Source organism: Flavobacterium ginsenosidimutans (genome assembly GCF_037478105.1).
GTDB lineage: Bacteria > Bacteroidota > Bacteroidia > Flavobacteriales > Flavobacteriaceae > Flavobacterium > Flavobacterium ginsenosidimutans.
The window spans coordinates 3286746-3308023 of the sequence record NZ_CP147988.1; the positions used below are offsets into that span (position 1 = coordinate 3286746).

At 35.6% G+C, this 21278-nt stretch carries 19 protein-coding genes; 3 read left to right on the forward strand and 16 right to left on the reverse strand.

All coding sequences use genetic code 11. The features are described 5' to 3' along the window. Positions 1–7 precede the first annotated feature (7 nt). Positions 8–529, reverse strand: coding sequence for a GNAT family N-acetyltransferase (locus V6624_RS14375; RefSeq protein WP_111290506.1), 522 nt, complete (start codon positions 527–529; stop codon positions 8–10). Positions 530–591: 62 nt separating this feature from the next. On the opposite strand from V6624_RS14375, the gene V6624_RS14380 reads away from it, so the two are divergent. Next, positions 592–1455, forward strand: a complete 864-nt coding sequence (locus V6624_RS14380) for a LysR family transcriptional regulator (protein ID WP_111290508.1) — start codon at positions 592–594, stop codon at positions 1453–1455. Positions 1456–1459: 4 nt separating this feature from the next. On the opposite strand, the gene V6624_RS14385 is transcribed toward V6624_RS14380, so the two are convergent. The 6 genes from V6624_RS14385 to V6624_RS14410 all read right to left on the reverse strand — a co-directional run bounded on the left by V6624_RS14385 (position 1460) and on the right by V6624_RS14410 (position 9509). Next, positions 1460–1906, reverse strand: coding sequence for a GNAT family N-acetyltransferase (locus tag V6624_RS14385; protein ID WP_111290510.1), 447 nt, complete (start codon positions 1904–1906; stop codon positions 1460–1462). A 402-nt stretch (positions 1907–2308) separates the two neighbouring features. Beyond that, entirely contained in the window at positions 2309–2635 is a 327-nt protein-coding gene (locus tag V6624_RS14390) for a DMT family transporter (protein WP_111290512.1), read from the reverse strand. A 242-nt stretch (positions 2636–2877) separates the two neighbouring features. After that, a complete protein-coding gene (locus tag V6624_RS14395; protein WP_111290514.1) occupies positions 2878–3438 on the reverse strand; it encodes a Crp/Fnr family transcriptional regulator in 561 nt (186 codons plus the stop codon). Between the two features lie 154 nt (positions 3439–3592). Further along, the gene (locus V6624_RS14400) at positions 3593–5077 is read right to left on the reverse strand and encodes an efflux transporter outer membrane subunit (protein WP_111290516.1); all 1485 of its coding nucleotides are present in this window, start codon (positions 5075–5077) and stop codon (positions 3593–3595) included. A 164-nt stretch (positions 5078–5241) separates the two neighbouring features. Then, complete coding sequence (locus V6624_RS14405) at positions 5242–8364, reverse strand: efflux RND transporter permease subunit (protein ID WP_111290518.1); 3123 nt, start codon at positions 8362–8364, stop codon at positions 5242–5244. A 50-nt stretch (positions 8365–8414) separates the two neighbouring features. Next, entirely contained in the window at positions 8415–9509 is a 1095-nt protein-coding gene (locus V6624_RS14410; protein ID WP_239455765.1) for an efflux RND transporter periplasmic adaptor subunit, read from the reverse strand. 875 nt (positions 9510–10384) lie between these two features. Here V6624_RS14410 and V6624_RS14415 point away from each other — a divergent pair. Continuing rightward, a complete protein-coding gene (locus tag V6624_RS14415; RefSeq protein WP_338839043.1) occupies positions 10385–11422 on the forward strand; it encodes a M14 family metallopeptidase in 1038 nt (345 codons plus the stop codon). Between the two features lie 193 nt (positions 11423–11615). Here V6624_RS14415 and pgl read toward each other — a convergent pair whose 3' ends face one another. From pgl to kaiC, 9 genes are all read right to left on the reverse strand, one after another. Then, positions 11616–12332, reverse strand: a complete 717-nt coding sequence (gene pgl / locus V6624_RS14420) for a 6-phosphogluconolactonase (RefSeq protein WP_338839044.1) — start codon at positions 12330–12332, stop codon at positions 11616–11618. Next, positions 12313–13851 carry a glucose-6-phosphate dehydrogenase gene (zwf, locus tag V6624_RS14425; RefSeq protein ID WP_338839046.1) on the reverse strand — a complete coding sequence of 513 codons (1539 nt, stop codon included), beginning with the start codon at positions 13849–13851 and terminating at the stop codon, positions 12313–12315. The genes pgl and zwf overlap by 20 nt, the downstream gene beginning before the upstream one ends. Positions 13852–13878: 27 nt before the next feature. Then, positions 13879–15288, reverse strand: a complete 1410-nt coding sequence (gene gndA, locus V6624_RS14430; RefSeq protein WP_338839048.1) for an NADP-dependent phosphogluconate dehydrogenase — start codon at positions 15286–15288, stop codon at positions 13879–13881. A 275-nt stretch (positions 15289–15563) separates the two neighbouring features. After that, positions 15564–15899: a winged helix-turn-helix transcriptional regulator gene (locus V6624_RS14435; RefSeq protein WP_111290528.1), complete on the reverse strand. Its 336-nt coding sequence runs from the start codon at positions 15897–15899 to the stop codon at positions 15564–15566. A 95-nt stretch (positions 15900–15994) separates the two neighbouring features. Then, the gene (locus tag V6624_RS14440; protein WP_111290530.1) at positions 15995–16399 is read right to left on the reverse strand and encodes a response regulator; all 405 of its coding nucleotides are present in this window, start codon (positions 16397–16399) and stop codon (positions 15995–15997) included. Between the two features lies 1 nt (position 16400). After that, on the reverse strand, positions 16401–17654 hold the full coding sequence (locus V6624_RS14445) for a sensor histidine kinase (RefSeq protein WP_111290532.1): 1254 nt from the start codon (positions 17652–17654) through the stop codon (positions 16401–16403). Position 17655: 1 nt separating this feature from the next. Continuing rightward, on the reverse strand, positions 17656–17955 hold the full coding sequence (locus tag V6624_RS14450; protein ID WP_111290534.1) for a circadian clock KaiB family protein: 300 nt from the start codon (positions 17953–17955) through the stop codon (positions 17656–17658). A gap of 2 nt (positions 17956–17957) precedes the next feature. Further along, a complete protein-coding gene (locus V6624_RS14455; RefSeq protein WP_095927489.1) occupies positions 17958–18251 on the reverse strand; it encodes a circadian clock KaiB family protein in 294 nt (97 codons plus the stop codon). Positions 18252–18256: 5 nt separating this feature from the next. Further along, on the reverse strand, positions 18257–19930 hold the full coding sequence (gene kaiC / locus V6624_RS14460) for a circadian clock protein KaiC (protein WP_111290536.1): 1674 nt from the start codon (positions 19928–19930) through the stop codon (positions 18257–18259). 325 nt (positions 19931–20255) lie between these two features. On the opposite strand from kaiC, the gene V6624_RS14465 reads away from it, so the two are divergent. Next, complete coding sequence (locus V6624_RS14465; RefSeq protein WP_111290538.1) at positions 20256–20999, forward strand: SDR family oxidoreductase; 744 nt, start codon at positions 20256–20258, stop codon at positions 20997–20999. Positions 21000–21278 lie beyond the last annotated feature (279 nt).

Genomic DNA, 21278 nt, shown 5'->3' on the forward strand with positions numbered 1-21278 from the left:
TCGTATTTTAAATCAAGATTTTTTTCATCATTAAATCTGTTTGTTCGTCATCGCCTAATCTAAAAATGTGTGTATCAAATTGCACAAAACCGTTTTTAGTATAGAAACTTACGGCTCTGAAATTCTTTTCCCAAACGCCCAGCCACATGTAAGTCGCTTTTATTTCTTCGGCAATTTCTTCTGCTTTAGCATATAATGCCTGTGCGACTTTTTTGCCATGAAATTCCTTTGCTACATAAATACGTTCTATTTCTAAGGCGTTTAGATCTTCTTTTTCGGTTTGGGCATTGGCTGTATTCAATTTTAAGTAACCGACTATTTTTTCATCTAAAACAGCTAAATAGAAATAAGATGAAGGGTTGCTCAATTCAGCAGTTAATTTTGCTGTAGCGAAACTTTCACCCAGATATTTTTTCATGTTTTCTTCGCTGTTTACATCGGCGAAGGTTTCAGAAAAGGTTTGTCTGCCAACTGCTTGAAGCTTTAAAATGTCATCAGTTGTGGCTTTGGTTATTTTTAGCGTATTCATTTTTATTTCTTTAATGCGTTAAAAGCTGTTTTTTGTTTTTAATAAATGCGTAAATTGCATCAATGGACTTACAGCAAATTAAATATTTTTTGGCTTTGGCTCGCGAACTTCATTTCTGGAATACTGCCGGAAAAATGAATATTACACAATCAGCACTTAGCCGCCAGATTCAGTCTCTGGAGAATCAGCTTGGTGTGCAGCTGTTTGAGCGTAACAAACGTAATGTCAAACTTACTGCCGCTGGCCAGTTCTTAAAAGAAAAATGGGAGGTCGAATTGAGTAAACTGGAATTTATTCATCAATCTGCCCGCCAGATTCAGTTAGGGGAGAGCGGTACGATTACCATTTCTCATCCCGATTCTATTTCGGCTTCTCTTATGCCCGAAATTTTGTCGCGTATTTCAGAAGCTTTTCCAAAACTAAAAATCAAACTGGTTCAGGTTCTTTATGAGAATCAGCAGGATTTTCTGCGAAATTATAAAATTGATCTGGCGATTACCAGAGATATTAATAATGCAAAAGATATTCAATCTCAAAAAATCTATACCGATCACTTAGCAGTTGTTGTTCCAGAAGATCATCCATATCAAACGCCTGAGGATTTTACTAAAGAAACTCTTGCGTCTCAAAAGTTTATTTTGCCAACCAACGACGAAGGAAGCAGTTACAGTGACCTTATTCAGAGATTATTCAATTCTTTGGATAACGCGCCAGAAGCTTATCTTCAGTCTGAATTTGGTTCTTCTATAATTGCTTTGGTTCGAAAAGGACTCGGAATCGCGATTTTACCCGATTCGTATGTCTTTCATGAAATTCCAGGAATCCGATTTATCAAATTACCGTTAGAAACCGATTTATATGTCAATTGGAGAACTGAAGATCATAATCCTGTGCTTTCCAATGTTTTAAAATTGATTATTCCGTAAACCTTTAAGCTCTTAGCATTCCGATATGCGGAATTCCGTCTTCATCATACACTTCACCTTGTTCTACAAATCCCAAAGATTGATAAAACTTGGATAAATGGTATTGCGCACTGATTTTAATTGGACCTTTTCCAAACTTTTCTTCACAGCCCGCAATCGAAGCTTCCATTAGTTTTACTCCTAAACCTAATCCGCGATGCGATCTTGCAATGACAACTCTTCCGATCGAAACTTCATCATACGATACTCCTTTTGGAAGTAAGCGCGTAACACCTGCCAATTCGTTATCGACATAATACAATAAATGAAAACCTTTCTGGTCTTTATTATCCAAATCGAGATAAGGGCAGTTTTGTTCGACTACAAAAACATCGCTTCTTAACCGAAGCATATCATACAATTCATGATTGGTTAATTCGTCAAAAGATTTAATGGAATGGCTGAATGTCATTTTTTATTTTAAGCTTTAATTTTTGACAAAGATAAAAGCCTGAGTAATGATATAAAATGCTATTTTTTTATCATGTGATGCTGGAAATGCATTAATTCTTTTAAATTCCAAGTTTTAAATTGCTTCGCCTGTTCGCTATCGCTCGGGTCCAAAATTCCAAGATGAAAACTTTGTCAAAGTTTTAAACTTTGACAAAGTTCAGGCAACAGTTTGTCATTCCGAGGAACGAGGAATCACACTCGAGATTCGACAAAGATAGTAGACATTCTGTGCGGAGTTTCTAGTGTGATTCCTCGTTCCTCGGAATGACAAGATTGGAGAATTCCTATGTGTTTAAAACAAAAAAACTTTGTCAAAGTCTCAAACTTTGACAAAGTTGTATCTAATTCGTGTAATATATTTTTAGTGAGAAACCGCCTTTAAACCAACAATAGAACCAACCAATGTTGCCAAGAAAAACAATCTCCAGAATGCTGCCGGTTCTTTAAAAATAAAAATACCAACCAGAACCGTTCCCACGGCACCAATTCCTGTCCAGACAGCATAAGCAGTTCCTAGTGGAAGCGTTTCGGTAGCTTTCATTAATAAAACCATACTAATTGTTAAAGATATAAAGAAGCCAATATACCAATAGTACATTTCGGTTCCAGTAGTTGCTTTTGCTTTTCCAAGACATGACGCGAAGGCTACTTCAAATAGACCCGCGATGATTAAAATAATCCAGTTCATATAGTTAAAATTTTGTGATGCAAAGTTCTTTTATCGAAATCAGAAAAAAATTAACAAATGATAAAAAATGAAGTTATTTTAATCTGTTCTGCTCAAGAATTAAAATCTAATTTGATCTGCTAAAATCTTTTATAATCTGCGTGAAATACTTTTGCATATGATTTTTTCACGCAGATTTACACAGATTAAAGCAGATTTGTCCAGATTTAAATGAAGAGTTTAAAAAAAAATCTCCTAAAAGGTTATTTTAATTCTGCACGTATTCTGCTTAAACTGACTTGTGTAATTCCTAAATAAGAAGCAATATGTCCTAGTTGAACTCTTTGAAGGAGTTCAGGATGATCTTTCATTAATTCCAAATAGCGTTCAGAAGCATTTTTGAATTGTTTAGAAATCAAACGTTCTTCGGTTTTTATCAATTCTTTTTCGGCAAATTTTCGTCCCCAATTGGCTATGTGAACATCTTCATTAAAGAGTTTTCTTAGGTTTTCTGTTTTAAGTTCGTACAATTCGCAGTCTTCCAAAAGTTCAATGGTTTCATAACCCGGCTGATCTTCAACATAACTTTTCATTGAAATGATGGTTTCGCCTTCTTTTCCAAACCAAAAAGTAACTTCGTTATCTCTTTCTACATAAGCTCGCACCAATCCTTTTTTTATAAAATAAATATTTGGTTCTACTTTATTAGCTTTTAGCAAAATGTGCCCTTTAGAAGATGCTATTTCTGTAACATTGTTTTGCAGAGCAAGTTTAGACTGCTCGGGAAGTTGGTGTATGTGATCGAGAATTTTAGAAATATCCATCAACGGAATTTTAGTATTTTAGAATAAAGGTAAAAAGTAAAACGGCAAAATAAGTTACTTTAATAAAAAAATCCCATTTCAAAAGAAATGGGATATAAAACAACCTCTGCGATGAGCTATTATAAACAGAAGCCATTTTTGACCAACATATAAACTAATTTATTCCTCCGCCTAAAGCCTTATAAAGCAATACTTGTGAGTTTGCATTTCGAAGTTGGATATCGACAAAATCCAATTCTGCCTGCAATTTGTTTTTTTGTGCATTGATGATTTCCAGATAATTAGCATAACCGCTCAAATACAAATCGTTGGAGACATTTACGGCAATTTCGAGATGATCAATTTCGTTTAATTTATATTTTAAAACATCTTCATAAGCTTGATTTCTATGCAATAGAGCACTTAACTCGTTGAAAGCTGTTGTAACCGTATTTTGATATTGCAGAAATGAAATTTCCTGTCTTCTGTTGGAAACATAAAACTCTTGTTTGATCTGTCCTTTGTTGAAAACGGGAGCTGTCAGTCCGCCCAATATCTGCCAAGCGAAAGAACCTGCATCAAAGAAAGTATTGAACGAAAACGAATTGAATCCTGCATATCCGCCCAAATTTACAGTTGGGAAAAAAGCGGCACGAGCCGATTTGGCATCTGCATTACTGGCTAATAATTCGAAGTAAGCTTCTGATACATCGGGTCTTTTGTGAATGATAGAATCCACGCTGATTTTTTGGTTTAAAACCTCCAAATGTCCAGATAAGAAATCGCTGCTTCTGTCAATTTTTCCGCCATATTCGCCTAAAAGCGTTAATAGCGCTTTTTCGGTCTGATCAATGCTTAATTTTAATTCTGATGCTTCGGCGTGAATGTTATTGTTTTGTGCATTAAACTGCTGTACGGCCAATTCTGTAGCTTTTCCAACCGATCTTTGTGCCGAAACAATATCAAGCGCTTTTTCCTGCGTTTTCAAGTTATTATCGTAAATCGCGGCTTGTTTGTCTAAAGCGATCAGTTTGAAATACAAGTCGGCAACATCTCCTAAAAGACGCGTTTGCAGCAAACGCATTCCTTGCTGAGAAGCAAAAAATCGTTGTTGAGCTGCTTTTTTTCGATTGCTTAATTTTCCCCAGATATCAGCTTCCCAAGAAACTTTGGCTCCCAAAAATAGGTTAGGAGTAACATCTTCGTTGATTCTTTGTTTGTCGCTAATATTTTGAGAAAAATTGGTATCAAAGTTACCAACTCCATCCATTGTATATTTTCCGTAATGTGTTCCAGAAGCATCGGCCACAAGATCTAAAGAGGGAAGAAGTGCTAGTTTTGCCACTTTTAAATGCGAATTGGCAATCAGGATTCTTTCCTGCATGATTAAATAGTCAGGATTCTTGGCAATGGCTTTCTTTAATAAAGCTTCTAATTTTGGGTCTTTAAAAAAGGTTTCTGTTTTTAATGGAATAAAAGGCTCGCTTGATGCTTCTTTTCTTTGTGCATCAAAATTTTCTGGAAGCTTTGCTGCGTCTAGTTTGTTACTGACTTTTGGTGCCGAACAAGCCGTTAAAAGTAAAACTCCAGTTATTACAACGGCGCTTTTGGTTGTCCTTATCACATCAGTATTTTTATATTGATTTAATATCTCTTTCATTATTTAATTTTATTTGTTCTATCTGCCAAGCATTTTTTAATCGTATTCATTAGCTTAGATTAATCTGCGTGAAAAAATCTATGCGTAAAAAAATATTTCACGCAGATTTTAAAAAGATTGTTGCAGATCAAAATAGATTTATTTAATCTATTTTGATCAACGAATTAATTGTTTGACTTGCTTATTCGTTTTTCCAATTTTGCAAACAGTATGTAAAGTCCAGGAATAATTAAAAGACCAAACACAGTTCCAATTAACATTCCGCCCGCAGCGGCCGTACCAATCGAACGGTTACCAATTGCACCCGCTCCAGAAGCGATACACAACGGAATCAATCCTGAAATAAAAGCAAAAGAGGTCATCAAAATTGGTCTGAAACGAAGTCTTGCTCCTTCAATTGCTGCTTCGACAATATCACGTCCGAGTTTGTTTTGCGCCATCGCAAACTCTACAATCAGAATGGCGTTCTTGGCGAGTAGACCAATCAGCATGACGAGTGCTACTTGAGCATAAATATTATTGTCCAATCCCACCATTACAAGCGCGATGTAAGAACCGAAAACTCCCACAGGCAAACTCAATAATACAGGGAACGGAAGCAATAAACTTTCGTATTGTGCCGCAAGCAATAAGTATACAAATAGTATACAAAGCGCAAAAATATAGATTGTCTGGTTTCCTGATAAAATCTCTTCACGCGTCATACCAGACCATTCTAGTTCGAAACGGCTTGGCAATTTTTCTGCAGCAATTTTTTCAACAGCAGCAATGGCATCTCCAGAGCTGTAACCTTCAGCAGGTTCACCGTTAATCATAGCCGACATATACATATTGTAACGAGTTAAAACCTCTGGACCGTAAACTCGTTCTAATTTGATGAAAGTAGAAAATGGAACCATTTCGCCAGCTTCATTCTTCAGATACATATCCAAAATACTTTCTGGATTTTGACGGAATTGCGGACTTGCCTGTACCATTACTTTATACATTTGAGAAAAACGGATAAAGTTGGTTGCATAAAATGAACCTAACATAGTTTGTAAAGTCGACATGGCATTGTCTACCGAAATTCCTTTTTTGGCCGCCAAATCATAATCAATATGAATTAAATACTGCGGGAAAGTGGCATCAAAACTCGAAAATGAGTTCTGGATTTCTGGCGAAGCATTTAGTTCTTTGATGAATTCTTTGGTTACTTTATCGGTATTGGTGATACTTCCTCCAGATTTATCCAGCAAACGAAGCTCAAAACCACTCGTGTTACCAAAACCAGGAACGGTTGGCGGTGCAAAAATCTCGATTTGTGCATCGGTAATGTTTTTGGTTTTTTCTGTAAGTTCTGCCATGAATTCTGTTACCGAAATATCACGTTCGCTCCAGTCTTTTAAGTTGATCATTCCCATTCCGTATGAAGCTCCAGCGATTTCGGTTACAATACTGTATCCCGCAAGAGTAGTTACGTTGTCGACACCTTTAATTCCTTGGGCAATTTTAGTTACTTCATCCAAAGCTTTTTCAGTACGTTCTACGGTTGCTCCTTGTGGTGTTGTAACACTTACGTAAACCATTCCCTGATCTTCAGTTGGAATAAATCCTGACGCTAAAAACTTCGTTGTTCCCCATGTTAATATGCAGAACAATACTAATAACCCAATAGTTACAGTGCTGCGATCAGCAAATTTTACTAATACTTTGATGTATTTTGAAGTGATATTATCAAACCAATGGTTGAATCTGTGGAAGAAACGATTTAAAAGCGATTTTTTCTCTTTATTTGGATCGTGCGCTTTTAACATAATTGCACAAAGGGCAGGAGTAAGGGTTAGGGCATTAATACCCGAAATCACAATACTAATGGCCATTGTCAATGAGAACTGCCTATAGAAAACCCCAACAGGACCGCTCAAGAAAGCAACGGGAATAAATACCGCGGCCATTACAATCGTAATTGCAATAACGGCACCTGTAATTTCTTTCATCGCGCTAATGGTTGCTTCCATTGGCGACATATGTTCTTCGGAGATTTTTACGTGAACGGCTTCGACGACGACAATCGCATTATCGACTACAATTCCGATCGAAAGCACTAAAGCGAAAAGCGTTAATAAGTTGATCGAGAAGCCCATCATAGACATAAAAGTAAACGAACCAATAAGTGCCACAGGAACTGCTAATACAGGAATCAAAGTCGATCTCCAATCCTGAAGGAAAAGGAAAACGACAAATGCCACCAAAATAAAAGCTTCAACCAAAGTTCTTAATACTTCATGAATCGAAGCGTCAAGGAAACGAGATACGTCATAGGCAATATTGAATTCCATTCCAGGAGGGAAAGACGACACTTTCAATTCTGCCATTTTTTCTTTTACGCTCGCAATAACTTCAGAAGCATTTGAACCTGGACGCTGTTTTAGCATGATTGATGCCGAAGGTTTTCCGTCGGTTTTAGAAACCATTCCGTAACTCATCGCACCAAATTCGATTTTCGAAATGTCTTTTAATCTTAAGATAGTTCCGTCTGAATTGGCCCTTAGCGGAATTTCTTCATATTGTTTTGGCTCGAAGAATTTTCCACCATACTTAATTACATATTGTAATTGATTGTTCATTTGTCCTGAACCTTCACCGACTTTACCCGGTGCAGCAGAAATGTTTTGTTTTTGAAGTGAATTAATAACTTCATTTGCCGAAATATTATACGAAAGCATCTTTTCTGGATCTAACCAAACACGCATCGAATATTCTTTCTGACCCATGATTTCGGCACGTCCGACACCATCAATACGTTTTAATTCCTGAAGAATATTAATATCGGTAAAGTTGAAGATAAACTGCTCGTCCTGAGTTTTATCGGTACTTGTAATGTTCAAGTACATCAGCATACTGTTTACCTCTTTTTCGGTTGTAACCCCAGCACGAATTACCTCTTCTGGAAGTTCATCTAGAATCGTGGTAACCCTATTTTGAACGTTTACGGCAGCTAGATCGGGATCGGTTCCTACTTCAAAGAAAACTTGGATTAAAGTCAAACCATCGTTGGAAGTTACGGTCGACATATACGTCATTCCAGGCACACCATTGATGGCTCTTTCTAACGGAAGAGCGACGGCATTGGCCGAAACCTCTGCGTTTGCTCCTGTATATTTTGCTGTAACGGTTACAGACGGTGGTACAATATCTGGGAATTGGGTAATAGGAAGCTGAAACAATGCCAGCAATCCCAGAAGGACTATCATAACCGAGATGATTAATGACAATATTTTCCTCCTGATAAATAACTCTATCATTTTAAATGTTTTAGATAAATAATTAAATAACTGTTTTACAGGTTGATAATCTACATTTGTTTCATGTTGATTTTATCGCCGTCTCTCAATGATTGCGTACCTTCTTGCACAATTAGGTCGTCGCTTTTTAGACCTTCGTTCAAGATATAAACATCATCTAGAGTGGTTTCGATTGTAACATTCGTCATTTTAACTACACCATCTTTGTTCACGCGGAAAACGTATTGTTTGTCCTGAATAGAAAAAACAGCTTTCTGCGGAATTAAAATTGCATTGGTTTTTGGCTCTGAAATAATCAGTTTTCCAGAAGTTCCGTGTTTGATAAATCCTTGCGGATTGTGAAATTTTGCTTTGTATTGAATAGAACCAGTCTGTCTGTCGATTTCTCCGTCGGCAGTTCTTAATTCTCCTTTTTGATCGTAAACCTGTCCGTTTGGCAAAACCAATTTAATATCGCCCTGCGTGTTTAAAGTTTTGTCTTCCATCATTTGGAAATAGGTATTCTCAGGAATTGAGAAATAGGCGTAAACATCATCCAATTGAGAAACAGTAGTCAATAATGAACCGTTTTCTACTAAACTTCCTTCTTTAAACGGAATACGATCAACTGTTCCGTCAAATGGCGCACGGATTGTGGTAAAACTAATCTGCTGATTGATTGCTTTTCTTTCTGCAGCAGCGTGAGCCAATTTCGCGGAAGCGGCTTCATATTTTGCTTTAGATAATTCTAATTCTTTGTCTGCAATTACTTTTTTATTGAAAAGGGTTTGAGCCTGTTCCAATTCTACAGTTGCAATTCTTAAATCGGCTTTAGCACTTTTATAAACGGCTTCGGCTTTTAGAAGCTGAATCTGAAGTTCAACATCGCTTATTTTAAAAAGAATTTGCCCTTTTTTTACTTTTTGCCCTTCGCTAACGTACACTTTTTCTAATAAACCAGGAATACGAACGTGGATTTCTACATTGTTTTTTGCATGTACATCGGCAACAAATTTGCTCGAAACTATGGTGTCTTTTAGGGAAACTTTATAAACAGGAAATGTTTTAATGTTTTTAGAATCTTTCTTTGATTTATCTCCGCACGAGACTAAAACGAATAAAGCCAAGGTGCATAAAAGGAATGGATTTTTATAAATGCTCATCATTAGGTTTAAATTTTTGAATAAATAGATACTCTCCCTTGCTATTTGGATGCAGGGAGGATGAATTTGGATTTTAAAAATGAAAATACTTTAGGATGCTTTTCTTTTTAGAAAAGTTCCATTTTAGAAATGTTTTTATAGCAATAGCAGCTCAATTACATATGTAAATGAGGTATTGTTCCAGAATACTAGAATATAAAAACGACGAAATTTTGCTGCCTAGAAAAGTTGGTATAAGTGAAGATGAGGATGTCTTTCAATGTGGTATATTGAAGCTATACCATATATTAAACTCTTTTTATAAAGCTTGAAGTTAAATAAATTACTGAGATACGGAGCTTTGATCGTACTTTGTTCTAAAGTAGTCGCTCTGCATTTCATTTTCTTTTTGAGCTTATAATGAACTTCTAGATTTTTAGAAGAAGAAAAATCACTAGAGAAAATCTGCGTGTCATCTGCCGCAACGCTATCTAAGGTAATACAGCTGCTGATGTTATAAATCGGCTGATACGTCTCGGTGCCTCTAAAAAAAGAGAGCAACGAAAGTAAAACGATATATATGAACTTTACAGGTTTCATTTACAGCAATCAGGAGTTGTTTTTGTTTCTTAAAAGAAGGCGTATACTTGCTTAAAGTGCGCCAAATATAGCAATTTGAAAAGTAAGGTTTCTTAAAATTTTTCTAAAAACCGTGAGATTTAAAAATTTGATAATATTTGAAGTTCGTTTTTAAGGTTTTGATTTTTTACTGCGTTCCTTATTAATAAGTTAGTATCGATCGGATTTTGAGAATTTAGAAAAAGAGTAAACTTCTTTATCTTTGCGTTATAAGAATATAAGGAGACAAACATTGTTTCCTATAATAAAAAGAATACCACGTGAATTACTTAAAGCTTTTTGGAACAAAATTAATGCTAATTATAACTGTAATTAGTTATGGACAAAATCTAGAAAAATCAATAAAAGAAAACATCGGAAAAAGGATAGATACTTTGATCCAATTTAAAACCGATTCGCCTTATAATTATATGCCTGTAACGATATTTTCAGGTAAAGAAAAAGGCCCTGTTTTTACCATCATTGCAGGAATACATGGTTTTGAATATCCGCCAATTGCAGCGGTTCAGGAATTAATTAAAGAAATAGATCCGAAAAAGTTAAAAGGAACTTTAATTGTGGTTCCAATTGCTAATGTTGGTTCATTTTATAGGAGAACACCATTTGTAAATCCGCTTGACGGAAAAAATCTAAATAATGCCTTTCCAGGTTCAGAAACGGGAACGATTACAGAACAAATTGCCAATTATATAACAAAACAGATTATTCCAAATTCAGATGTTTTTCTGGATATTCATGCGGGAGATGCTAATGAAGATTTACTGCCTTTTGTTTGTTATTACAATAATATATTAGAGGAAAAGAAAAGCCTATTAAGCAGTAAACTTTCGGAGATTTCAGGAATTAATCATATTGTTTCTTATCCATACACAATTATCAAAACTGAACCGGCAAAATATGCTTTTAAACAGGCTTCTCAAGACGGAAAAACGGCTTTGAGTATCGAAGCAGGGAAATTAGGAAATGTTCAGACAGAATCGGTTGCTTTGATAAAAAAGGCCGTTTACAATATGCTTCATTACATGAATATGTATGCCGTTGGAACTTCTCCAGTTAAAAATCCTTCGGCGGTTTATTTGAACAATCAGGAATATGTAAAAGCAGAATTTAGCGGAATTTTCCATAGCACTTTAAAAAGTGGCGATTACATTAAAAAAGGAGATAAAATTGGATCTGTTTCTGATGAATTTGGAAAAGTTCTAATTGAAATTAAATCTCCAGCAACTGGAGTTATTTTGTATAAAATTGGAACTCCGCCAGTGAATAAAGGGGAAACTGTTTTTTGTATTGGGTATTAAAAATCACTCCAAATTTCATCACAACAACAGATAGAAATTATAATTTAATATTCCGTAGGAATATTTCGTTGGTAAAATTAATTCTGCCGACTAGACATTCCTACGGAATGAGTTCTTTAAAATGCATAAAATTAAAAAAGGTTTATACTGAAAAAGTATAAACCTTAATTTTTATAGTTGTAAAAACAATTTCTTAATTCGTTCCAGCAGCAGCTTTATCTACCAAAAACAATAATTCACCAGAAACTGGTTTAATCAATTGCATTGGATAAAGAGTCGGATTGTATTCTCCACTTGTAACTTCTTTTAAAGCGTGTGTTTTCTTTTCTCCAAAAGCCACCACTACGATTTTTTCTGCTTTATTGATTATTGGAGCCGTAAGCGTGATGCGATACATTTTTTGCGGAGCTAAATAATAAGCATCAACCCATTTGGTTTGCTCTTCTAGAACTGCTTCACCTGGAAAAAGAGAAGCTGTATGTCCGTCATCACCCATTCCTAAAAGAATCAGGTCAAATTTTCCTTCTTCGCCTAAAACTGTTCTTACAGACTGCTCATAAATAGCCGCATATTCTTCAGGAGTTACGCCATCTTTGTACATTTCAAAAATGTTTTCTTGCGGAATAGGAACGTGGCTCAATAAAGTTGAATAAGACATTTTAGCATTACTCAAATCATCGTTTAACGGAACCCATCTTTCATCTCCCCAAAAAATATAAACCTTACTCCAGTCTATTTTGTTTTTGTATGCATCAGAAGCTAATAATCTGTAAATTCCAGCAGGAGAAGATCCTCCTGTAAGAACAGCTGTAAATTTGCCATTTGCAGCAATTGCTTTCTGAGCCGATTCTACGAATAAATCTGCAGCAACTGTATTGATTTCTTCTGTGTTATTGTAAATCTGTATCATTTAAAACTTCTTCTTCTTTTTTTGTTTGTGTATTCGGAATCCATTTGTGTCCTTGGCGCGCTAACAATTCATCAGCTTCTTCAGGTCCCCAGCTTCCTGCTTTGTAATTTGGGAAATTCTTTGGAGATGTTGTTTTCCAAACTTGCTGAATCGTTTCAATCGCATCCCAAGCTTCTTCCACCTGATCCCAACGCATAAATAGAGTAGGATCTCCCAATAATGCATCTGCAATTAAGGTTTCATAAGCTTCTGGCGACATTGTTGAACAAGCAAAATAATCAAAAACCATTTCAGCAGGTCTTAAAGACATTGATAAACCTGGTTTTTTGGTCATAAACTGCAGTTTAATGTCCATTGAAGGCTGAATATTGATAATCAATCTGTTTGGTGTCATTCCTTCTTTTCCATAAGAAAACGAAGAATGCGGCACAGGTTTAAACTGAATAATGATCGAAGATTGTTTTTCTTCCATTCTTTTTCCTGAACGCAAATAGAACGGAATTCCCTGCCATCTCCAGTTGTCCAAATAGATTTTCATTGCTACATAAGTTTCTGTATTAGAATCTGGTGCAATGCCTTTATCTTGACGGTAACCCGGGACTGGAACACCTTTTATTTCACCCGCATCATATTGACCTCTTACGATATAATGATCAACTTCTTCTGGTTTAATACGACGGATAGATTTTAAAACATCTGCTTTTCGATTACGAATATCATCAGCATTTAAAGAAGCAGGCGCTTCCATAGCCGTCATGCATAAAATCTGAAACAAGTGGTTCTGAATCATGTCTTTCAATGCACCAACACCCTCGTAGAACCCGCCGCGTTCTTCAACGCCAACTTCTTCTGCAACGGTAATCTGCACGAAATCAATAAAATTACGGCTCCATAATGGCTCAAACATTGAATTTCCGAAACGGAAAGCCAAAATATTCTGAACGGTTTCTTTTCCTAAATAATGATCGATTCTGTAAATCTGCTCTTCTTTGAAAGTCTGCGAAAGCATTTCATTCAACTCGATTGCAGAAGCTTTATCGTAACCAAAAGGTTTTTCGATAATAATACGATCTTGTTTCGGATTTGCAGCAAGTCCAATTTTCTTGATATTGTTAGAAATCGTTGAAATGAAAGAAGGCGTAATTGAAAGATAGAAAAGACGATTAGCGCGTTCGCCAAATGTCAGATCAAAATTGTTGATTTTTTCATTTAATCCAATATACGATTCTTCTTTATCGATATCAAGACTGTGGTAAGTGATGTGCGAAAGAAATTTTTCTGTTTCTGGATCATCAATTCCTTTTTTTCTTGAGAATAAATTTAGATTTTCTGCTACATAAGCGCGAAAATCTTCATTGGTTTTTTCAGCTCTTCCAAGAGCAATAATCTGAAACTTTTCAGACATACGTCCGTCAAGGTACAGATTTTGAAAAGCGGGGAAGAGCTTTCTCTTTGCTAGATCTCCAGTTCCTCCAAAAATAACAATGATTGTTGGATTCTTTAGTTTATTTTTAGTCATTGTGTGTAGTTGTGTTGCTTTAATTGTTTATTCAGCCCATTGTGTATGGAAAACGCCTTCTTTATCGATACGCTCGTAAGTATGCGCTCCAAAATAATCACGCTGTGCCTGAATTAAATTAGTTGGAAGATTAGCAGATCTATAAGCATCAAAATAAGACAATGAGTTCATTAATCCTGAAACAGGCAATCCTTTTTGAACCGCAAACTGAATCACAGCTCTCATTCCTGATTGGTTTTCTACTAATTTTGAAGCAATTCCGCCATCTAAAAGTAAGTTTGGCAAATCTGATTTTGCAACATATGCTTTTCTGAAATCTTCTAAAATTGTAGCACGAATGATACATCCGCCACGCCAGATTTTAGCAACTGTTTCTAGATTTAATCCGTAGTTGTATTCTTTAGAAGCCGTGTGAAGCTGTGCTAAACCTTGAGCGTAAGTCACCACGATAGAAAAATACAAAGCCGATTTTAAAGCTGCAATTGCTTCGCTTTGAGAAACATTTGTTTTATCGGCGTTCCAAACTAATTTTTTAGCCGCTTCAATTCTTTCTGGTTTTGTTTTAGACATATCGCGCATGTTAACCGCTGCATCGATTGTTGGAACTGGAACTTGTAAATCCATTGCGTTTTGCGAAGTCCATTTTCCTGTACCTTTAGATCTTGCCCAATCTGAGATTTTGTTGATTAATTGCGTTCCGTCTTCATCTTTTTGTTTTAAGATGTTTCCAGTAATTTCAATCAAATACGATCTTAAATCATCAGTCTGATTCCATTCAGCAAAAGTTTTCTGAATCGTTTCATCATCCAAGTTATAACCTCTTTTCATTAAGTCATAAATCTCAGAAATCAACTGCATGATTCCGTATTCAATTCCGTTGTGAACCATTTTTACATAGTTTCCAGCAGAACCGTTTCCTAAATATTCTACACAAGGTTCGCCATCTACTTTAGCAGCAATCGCTTCAAAAATAGGACGTAATCTTTCGTATGCTTTTTGATCTCCACCAGGCATCATAGCAGGACCGAAACGAGCGCCTTTTTCACCGCCCGAAATTCCCATTCCGAAGAAGTGGATTCCTTTTTCAGATAATTCAATAAATCTTCTGTCCGTATCTGTAAAATAAGTGTTTCCACCGTCGATGATGATATCTCCTTTATCTAAGTGAGGAAGTAAACTAGCAATAGCGCTGTCAACTGGTTTTCCCGCAGGAACCAATAACATAATCGCTCTTGGCTGTTGAATAAGTTCTACAAAATGTTTTACATCTGTAGTAGCTTCGATTGTATGATCAGAATCAGCTTCTTGTTGAAGAGAATTGACTTTTTCGATGTCTAAGTCTAAACCTGCAGCCGCGAAGTTGTGGCTAGCGATATTTAAAAGTAGGTTACGGCCCATTACACCAAGTCCTACAATTCCAAAATCAAATTTGTTCATAGTTTTCAATTAACTAAATTATTAGAAAGCTGTTTTTTGCAGAAAAACGAACGAAAAAGCACAGTAATGTTTTTTCGTTCAATGTTTTGCAGAAAAACAATGGTTATTTTAATTTTTACATTTCAAAATGCAGAGCGCTAAGTTAGGCAAAAATGCTGAAAAAGTATGCGAGAAATTATTGTCTTTAAGGCTTTATTGTGATACTTTTTATGTGTAAAAATTACGCTTATTATATCTGTTTATCAACTATATCGTTGTAATACTGGCAATGCCAATTAAGAGTTTCTAATGATTTCCTTTCGATGCGATTTTCCCCATTTAATCATTTCTTCGATTACAGGAGCAAATGATTTGCAATAAGGCGTCGATTCGTATTTGACCTGAATTTCGGCATCACGGTCTTCGGTTCTTTTGATCAGCATATTGATCTCCATTTCTTTGAGTTCTCTAGAAAGCATACGTGTTGTAATTCCTGGAATACTGCGTTCAATTTCCCTAAAACGATGATTTCCGTTGCAGATCGAATTGATGATCGGCAAACGCCATTTACCGCCCAAAACATGTAAAGTATCTTGAAGCGCCTGTACTTCTTCTTTCTGATTTCTTTCCATAACAAAACAGCATTAGCTTAGAAAATTAATTGGTTACAAAGTTATACCAAAAATCTAAAATAATGAAAAAAAAACAGTTTAAGATTAAACGAAATTTAAGCTTCAATAATGCTTAAAATAGTTTTCGGAATTTCAGCGAAAGCTTCAAAAGAATACGGTTTAATTAAGTAGGCTTTTACGCCCATATCATCGCATTTTTCTTTGTAAGAAGGATTAATGCTTGTTGAATAAACAAAACACGGAATATTTTTTAATTCATCATTGCTAAGGATTTCTTGCAAAGCTTCAATACCGTCAATAATAGGCATATTGATATCGGTAAGAATAACGTCGGGATTTTCGTTCTGATCGCTTTTTAGATAATTGAGCAGTTCCTCGCCATTGGCAACAAGACTGACTTTGCTAAAATTTGGATTATTGTTAAAAGTCTCTGTAATAACATCTGCATCATCCATGTCATCTTCAGCAATTACGATATGTAAATTATATTTTTCCGGCATTTTATAAGATTGGGAAGTAAAGGTTAAATATTGTTCCTTTGTTCAATATGCTTTCAACGGTAATATTTCCAGAATGGTTTTCCATTATCTTTTTACAGATTGCGAGGCCAATACCGTTTCCTGAGTATTCATTTCTGGCATGCAGGCGCTGAAAAATGACAAATATTTTAAGCAAATGGCTTTCTTCCATTCCAATACCGTTGTCTTTTATCTGAACCTTTACAAATTTAGCATTTTGATTTGGTATTTCAGTATCTAAATTTTCTTCCTGCGAAATTTCTATTACAGGAGCGATATCTGTTTTACTATATTTAATGGCGTTTGAAATAAGATTAGAGAAAAGCTGTCTCATTTGCACTCGAGAAGCTTTAATAATAGGAAGTTTTCCTATTTTTATAATGGCTTTTTTATCAGAAATTATAATTTCAAAATCCTCAATAACTTCCGAAATTATGGTTCTTAAATCTATTTCTGTTCGTTCTTCCTGCGCGGTATGCGAAGAATATTGCACTAAATCATCTACAAGCGAATTTAATCTTAAAGCCGATAATTTCATGACATTTACAGCTTTTGTATCGGCGTCTTTAAAGTAGCTTCCGTCAATTCTGCTGGTATTCATGACAATTTTCCGCAACGGTTCTTTTAAATCGTGTGATATTACATGAATAAATTCTTCTAGATTACGATTGATTTTATTCAGTTCGTTTATTTTTTCTTCTAATTCTTTCTGATGGCGAATTAAAGCTTCTTCATGCTTTTTCTTTTCGGTCAAATCGGTAATTACAATTCCAATGGCTTCTACAGCGGGTTCCAGATCGGTTAAAGCGATATAAGCTGGAAAAGTCTTTTCATTCTCCGATTTTAGAATTATTTCATGTTTAGTAATTCCATATCTCAGTGCTTCTATAAGAGAAATAAACTGCGTTTGGTTTGTAAAATATTCATAAATGTACGTTCCCGTTATTTTTTCTGATGGAAGACCGACTAATTTTGAAAATTGCTCATTGCAGTAGAGTATCAATCCATTTCTTGAAATACTCAGCGCGCCCTGACCGAATTTCTCTATAAGAAGACGATAGGTGTAATCGGCAGTTTCTAGAGAATATAGTTCTGGAACTCCATTACTGCTTACCACAAGCGCATCTACATCTCCTTGTTTTATAGCATTAATAATACTATTTGATTCATAAAGCTCTTCCTTCAGTGATTCAATTTCTGCTAATAAATCGGCTATATTTTTTTTATCTTCCTTCAAACTATTCGCTTATATTAAGTATGTATAATACTTTTTCTTTATCTGATAAATCTCCTAAAATGATTCTTTTAGGTTCTGGCTGTGTTTTGATCAAGGTAGGAATTGCTACAATTTGATGAATCACAGCCTGTTCTTTATCACGGCTGATATCAACAATTTCTAATTCATAATTGTTGGTGAGATAGGTATCGCAGATTTTGCGTATATTTTCGATTGCATGTCCTGATTTAACAGACATACCTGAAACAAAAAGTGTAAACTTATGTTTGGTTGTACTAGTGCCATCAGATGAATCTTCCATGATTAAGAGTTTATAGGTTTGATATTAAGTCCTACAAGCACTCTTTCTTCATTAGAAAGGTCACCTATAATTTTACGAATTGGCTCTGGAAATTTACGCACCAAAGTAGGTACGGCCAAAATCTGATCGCCTTCTGCCAATTGCGGATTCTTCAGCAAATCGATAATCTCGATGCTGTATTTTCCTTTTAAATGTTCCTCGGCATACTTCTTTATGTTTTCCAGCGCCTTGATCGATTTTGGCGTTTGCCCTGCTATATAAAGCAATAATTGCCATTCGGCTACTTCTTTTTTCATTTGATTTATTTTTTCTTAGAAGACAGTTTTTCCTGCAATTCTTCTGTTGCTTTAAGAATGCTTAGTTCTTCTTCAGCCGATTCAAATTCTGTTCTCAATGCTTCAATATTAGCTTCAAGTACTTTGCGTTTACGCGCAATTTCTCTGTCTTTTCGGCTAATTTCGTTTTGAAGCTTAATATCCGACATGGTTTTTTTGAATTGATAAGATTGTCTTGCCGCTCCCGTCAAAATTCCCTGCGGACCTAACTCAACATCTAGTAATTCAATTCCTTTACTTGTAATTACAAATTCTCTAACTTGGTTAGAATGTCCCATTCCGCGCGCTTTGATGATAAAAATACCGCGGTTTCTTTCGCCAACACCTTCCATATCGCGGACTGTAATCCAGGTATCCACCAATGACGAAACCGATTCTTCTGCCAGATCAGGTCTAAAAGTGTCGTTTTGTTTGTTTAATGACGTGAACATGGCGGTAATATTATTGGCTTTTAGCATATCAATCAATCGAACGAGCATGGAGCGCACTTCGTGTTCGCTTCCTACCGAAATAAGATTACTGATCGGGTCAATAATAATTGTAGTAGGCTCAAACTCTTTGATTAGCTTTCTAAGCGTAAGCAAATGCAACTCCAAACCATTTAATGACGGACGGGAAGAATGTATTTGTAAAATGCCTTTTTTGATGTGTTTTTCCAGATCTACTCCAATTGATTTCATGTTGCGAACCAATTGATGCGGTGATTCCTCAAAGGCGAAGTAAATCGTTTTTTCGTTCTTTTCGCATTGTTCATTAGCAAAATAACAGGCAACTGTCGTTTTAGCCGTTCCCGCAGTTCCCGAAACCAAAATATTGCTTCCTCTGTAGAAACCGCCGCCATGAAACATTTCATTTAATCCAGGAACACCTGTAGAAATAATATCTGAGGAAACTTCGTTATCCAATTTTAGAGAAGTGATTGGAAGAACTGAAATTCCTTCTTCATCAATTAAAAACGGATACTCATTCGTTCCATGTGTTGAACCTCTGTATTTTACAATTCGAAGTCTTCTGGTCGAAACCTGTTCAATTACACGATGATCGAGAACAATTACGCAGTCCGAAACATATTCTTCCAGACCTTGACGGGTTAGTGTGGCCTCGCCGCGTTCTCCAGTGATGATTGCTGTTACGCCTTTTGTTTTTAACCAATGAAACAACCTTCGTAATTCAGCTCGTAAAATGGCTTGATTGTCCAGACCAGCAAACAGCGATTCGATGGTGTCCAATACAACACGAGTGGCTTTTATAGAATCGATAGCGTGTCCTAAACGAATGAATAAGCCGTCAAGATCGTATTCGCCTGCTTCCTCAATTTCTGATCTTTCAACGCGAACATGATCTACAACAAGCTTTTTATCTTTTTTAAGCTGTTCAAGGTCAAAGCCTAATGATTTAACATTTAGAGTCAAGTCGTCAGAAGGTTCTTCAAAAGACATGAAAACTCCTGGTTCGTTATGCTCTGTAATTCCTTTTATAAGGAACTGCATAGACAATAAAGTCTTACCGCATCCCGCACCACCGCAGATTAAAGTTGGTCGTCCTTGCGGAAATCCACCTTCTGTAATCTCATCCAATCCATCGACTCCAGTAGGAGTTTTTGGAAATATAAAACTATGTGATTTTGTTTTTTCTTGCACGATAATAAATTTCTGTATTACTCAAATATACCTTTTTTTACAGAATTTTCAATGAATTCTTGTTAAGATTTAACAGGCGTTTAATGAAGTTTTAAAAAAAAATTAAGAGAATTGATTTAAAAATCTAAATAAATCGAAGAATTTTAACCAAAAAAGTAAAGAATGTAGATTCAATATTTAACATGAAAATTAGATTTTTCACTTAAACTTATTTTCATTACTATTTTAATGTTAAAATGTACTTCTGGTATACTCGGTGATACTGGTTACAAAGTTATACCATTTTGAATTTACCTTTGTCTCATTAATTTAAAACACATATAAAATGGACAATTTAAAAAATAAAGTGGCAGTGATAACAGGCGGAAACAGCGGAATAGGTTACGCAACAGCCAAACAATTAAAAGAGCAAGGCGCAAACGTAATTATTACAGGAAGAAGAAAAGAAGCCATAGAAAAAGCAGCTTTAGAACTTGGTGTTAACGCCATCACAGCAGACCAATCGAATATTTTGGATATCGAAAAACTGGCAGCTCAAGTAAAAGCTGATTTTGGTTCGGTTGATATTTTGTTTATCAATGCAGGAATCGCGGGTTTAGGAATGATCGAACAAACCACAGAAGAATTGTACGACAATATTATGAATGTGAATCTAAAAGGTGCTTTTTTTACTTTAAGCAAATTTATCCCGAACTTGAAAGATGGCGCTTCAGTGGTATTTCTTTCTTCGAATACTGCGAGTATGCCGGGTCCGGGATCTTCGGTTTATTCGGCGAGTAAAACCGCTTTGAATTCATTTATGAGATCGGCGGCTTTAGAATTAGCGCCAAGAAAGATTCGTGTCAATTCGGTTAGCCCAGGACCAACTCAAACCGAAGTCATGAACAAAGTTGGCCTAGACGAAACCACCGTAAAAGGCATTATGGATGTCGTAGTAGAAAAGGTCCCGCTAAAACAAATGGGAAAGGCAGAAGATGTGGCTAAAATGGTTTCGCATTTGAGTAGTGATGCTGCGGTGTTTATGACTGGAGCGGATGTTATTATGGATGGAGGGATGAGTTTGGGGTGAATTTTTTAATGTAAGACAAGAGCTTGATAGAGTGTAATTCATATCAAGCTCTTTTTATTTTAATTATGTTATTTAAAACAACTCATTAAAAAGAAAATAGAAAGATGTTTTCAGAATTTTCCAATTGCATTTTTTCTAGAAATAATTCATTATTGGCTTATTATGCTATTTTAATGTCCTATTGAGGAGGTTTTTAATTTTTTGCAGGATTATGTTCGTTGATTGTTTTGTAGGATTTTTTAATCAGGTAAAACAAGCTAACCTAAAACCATTACCTGT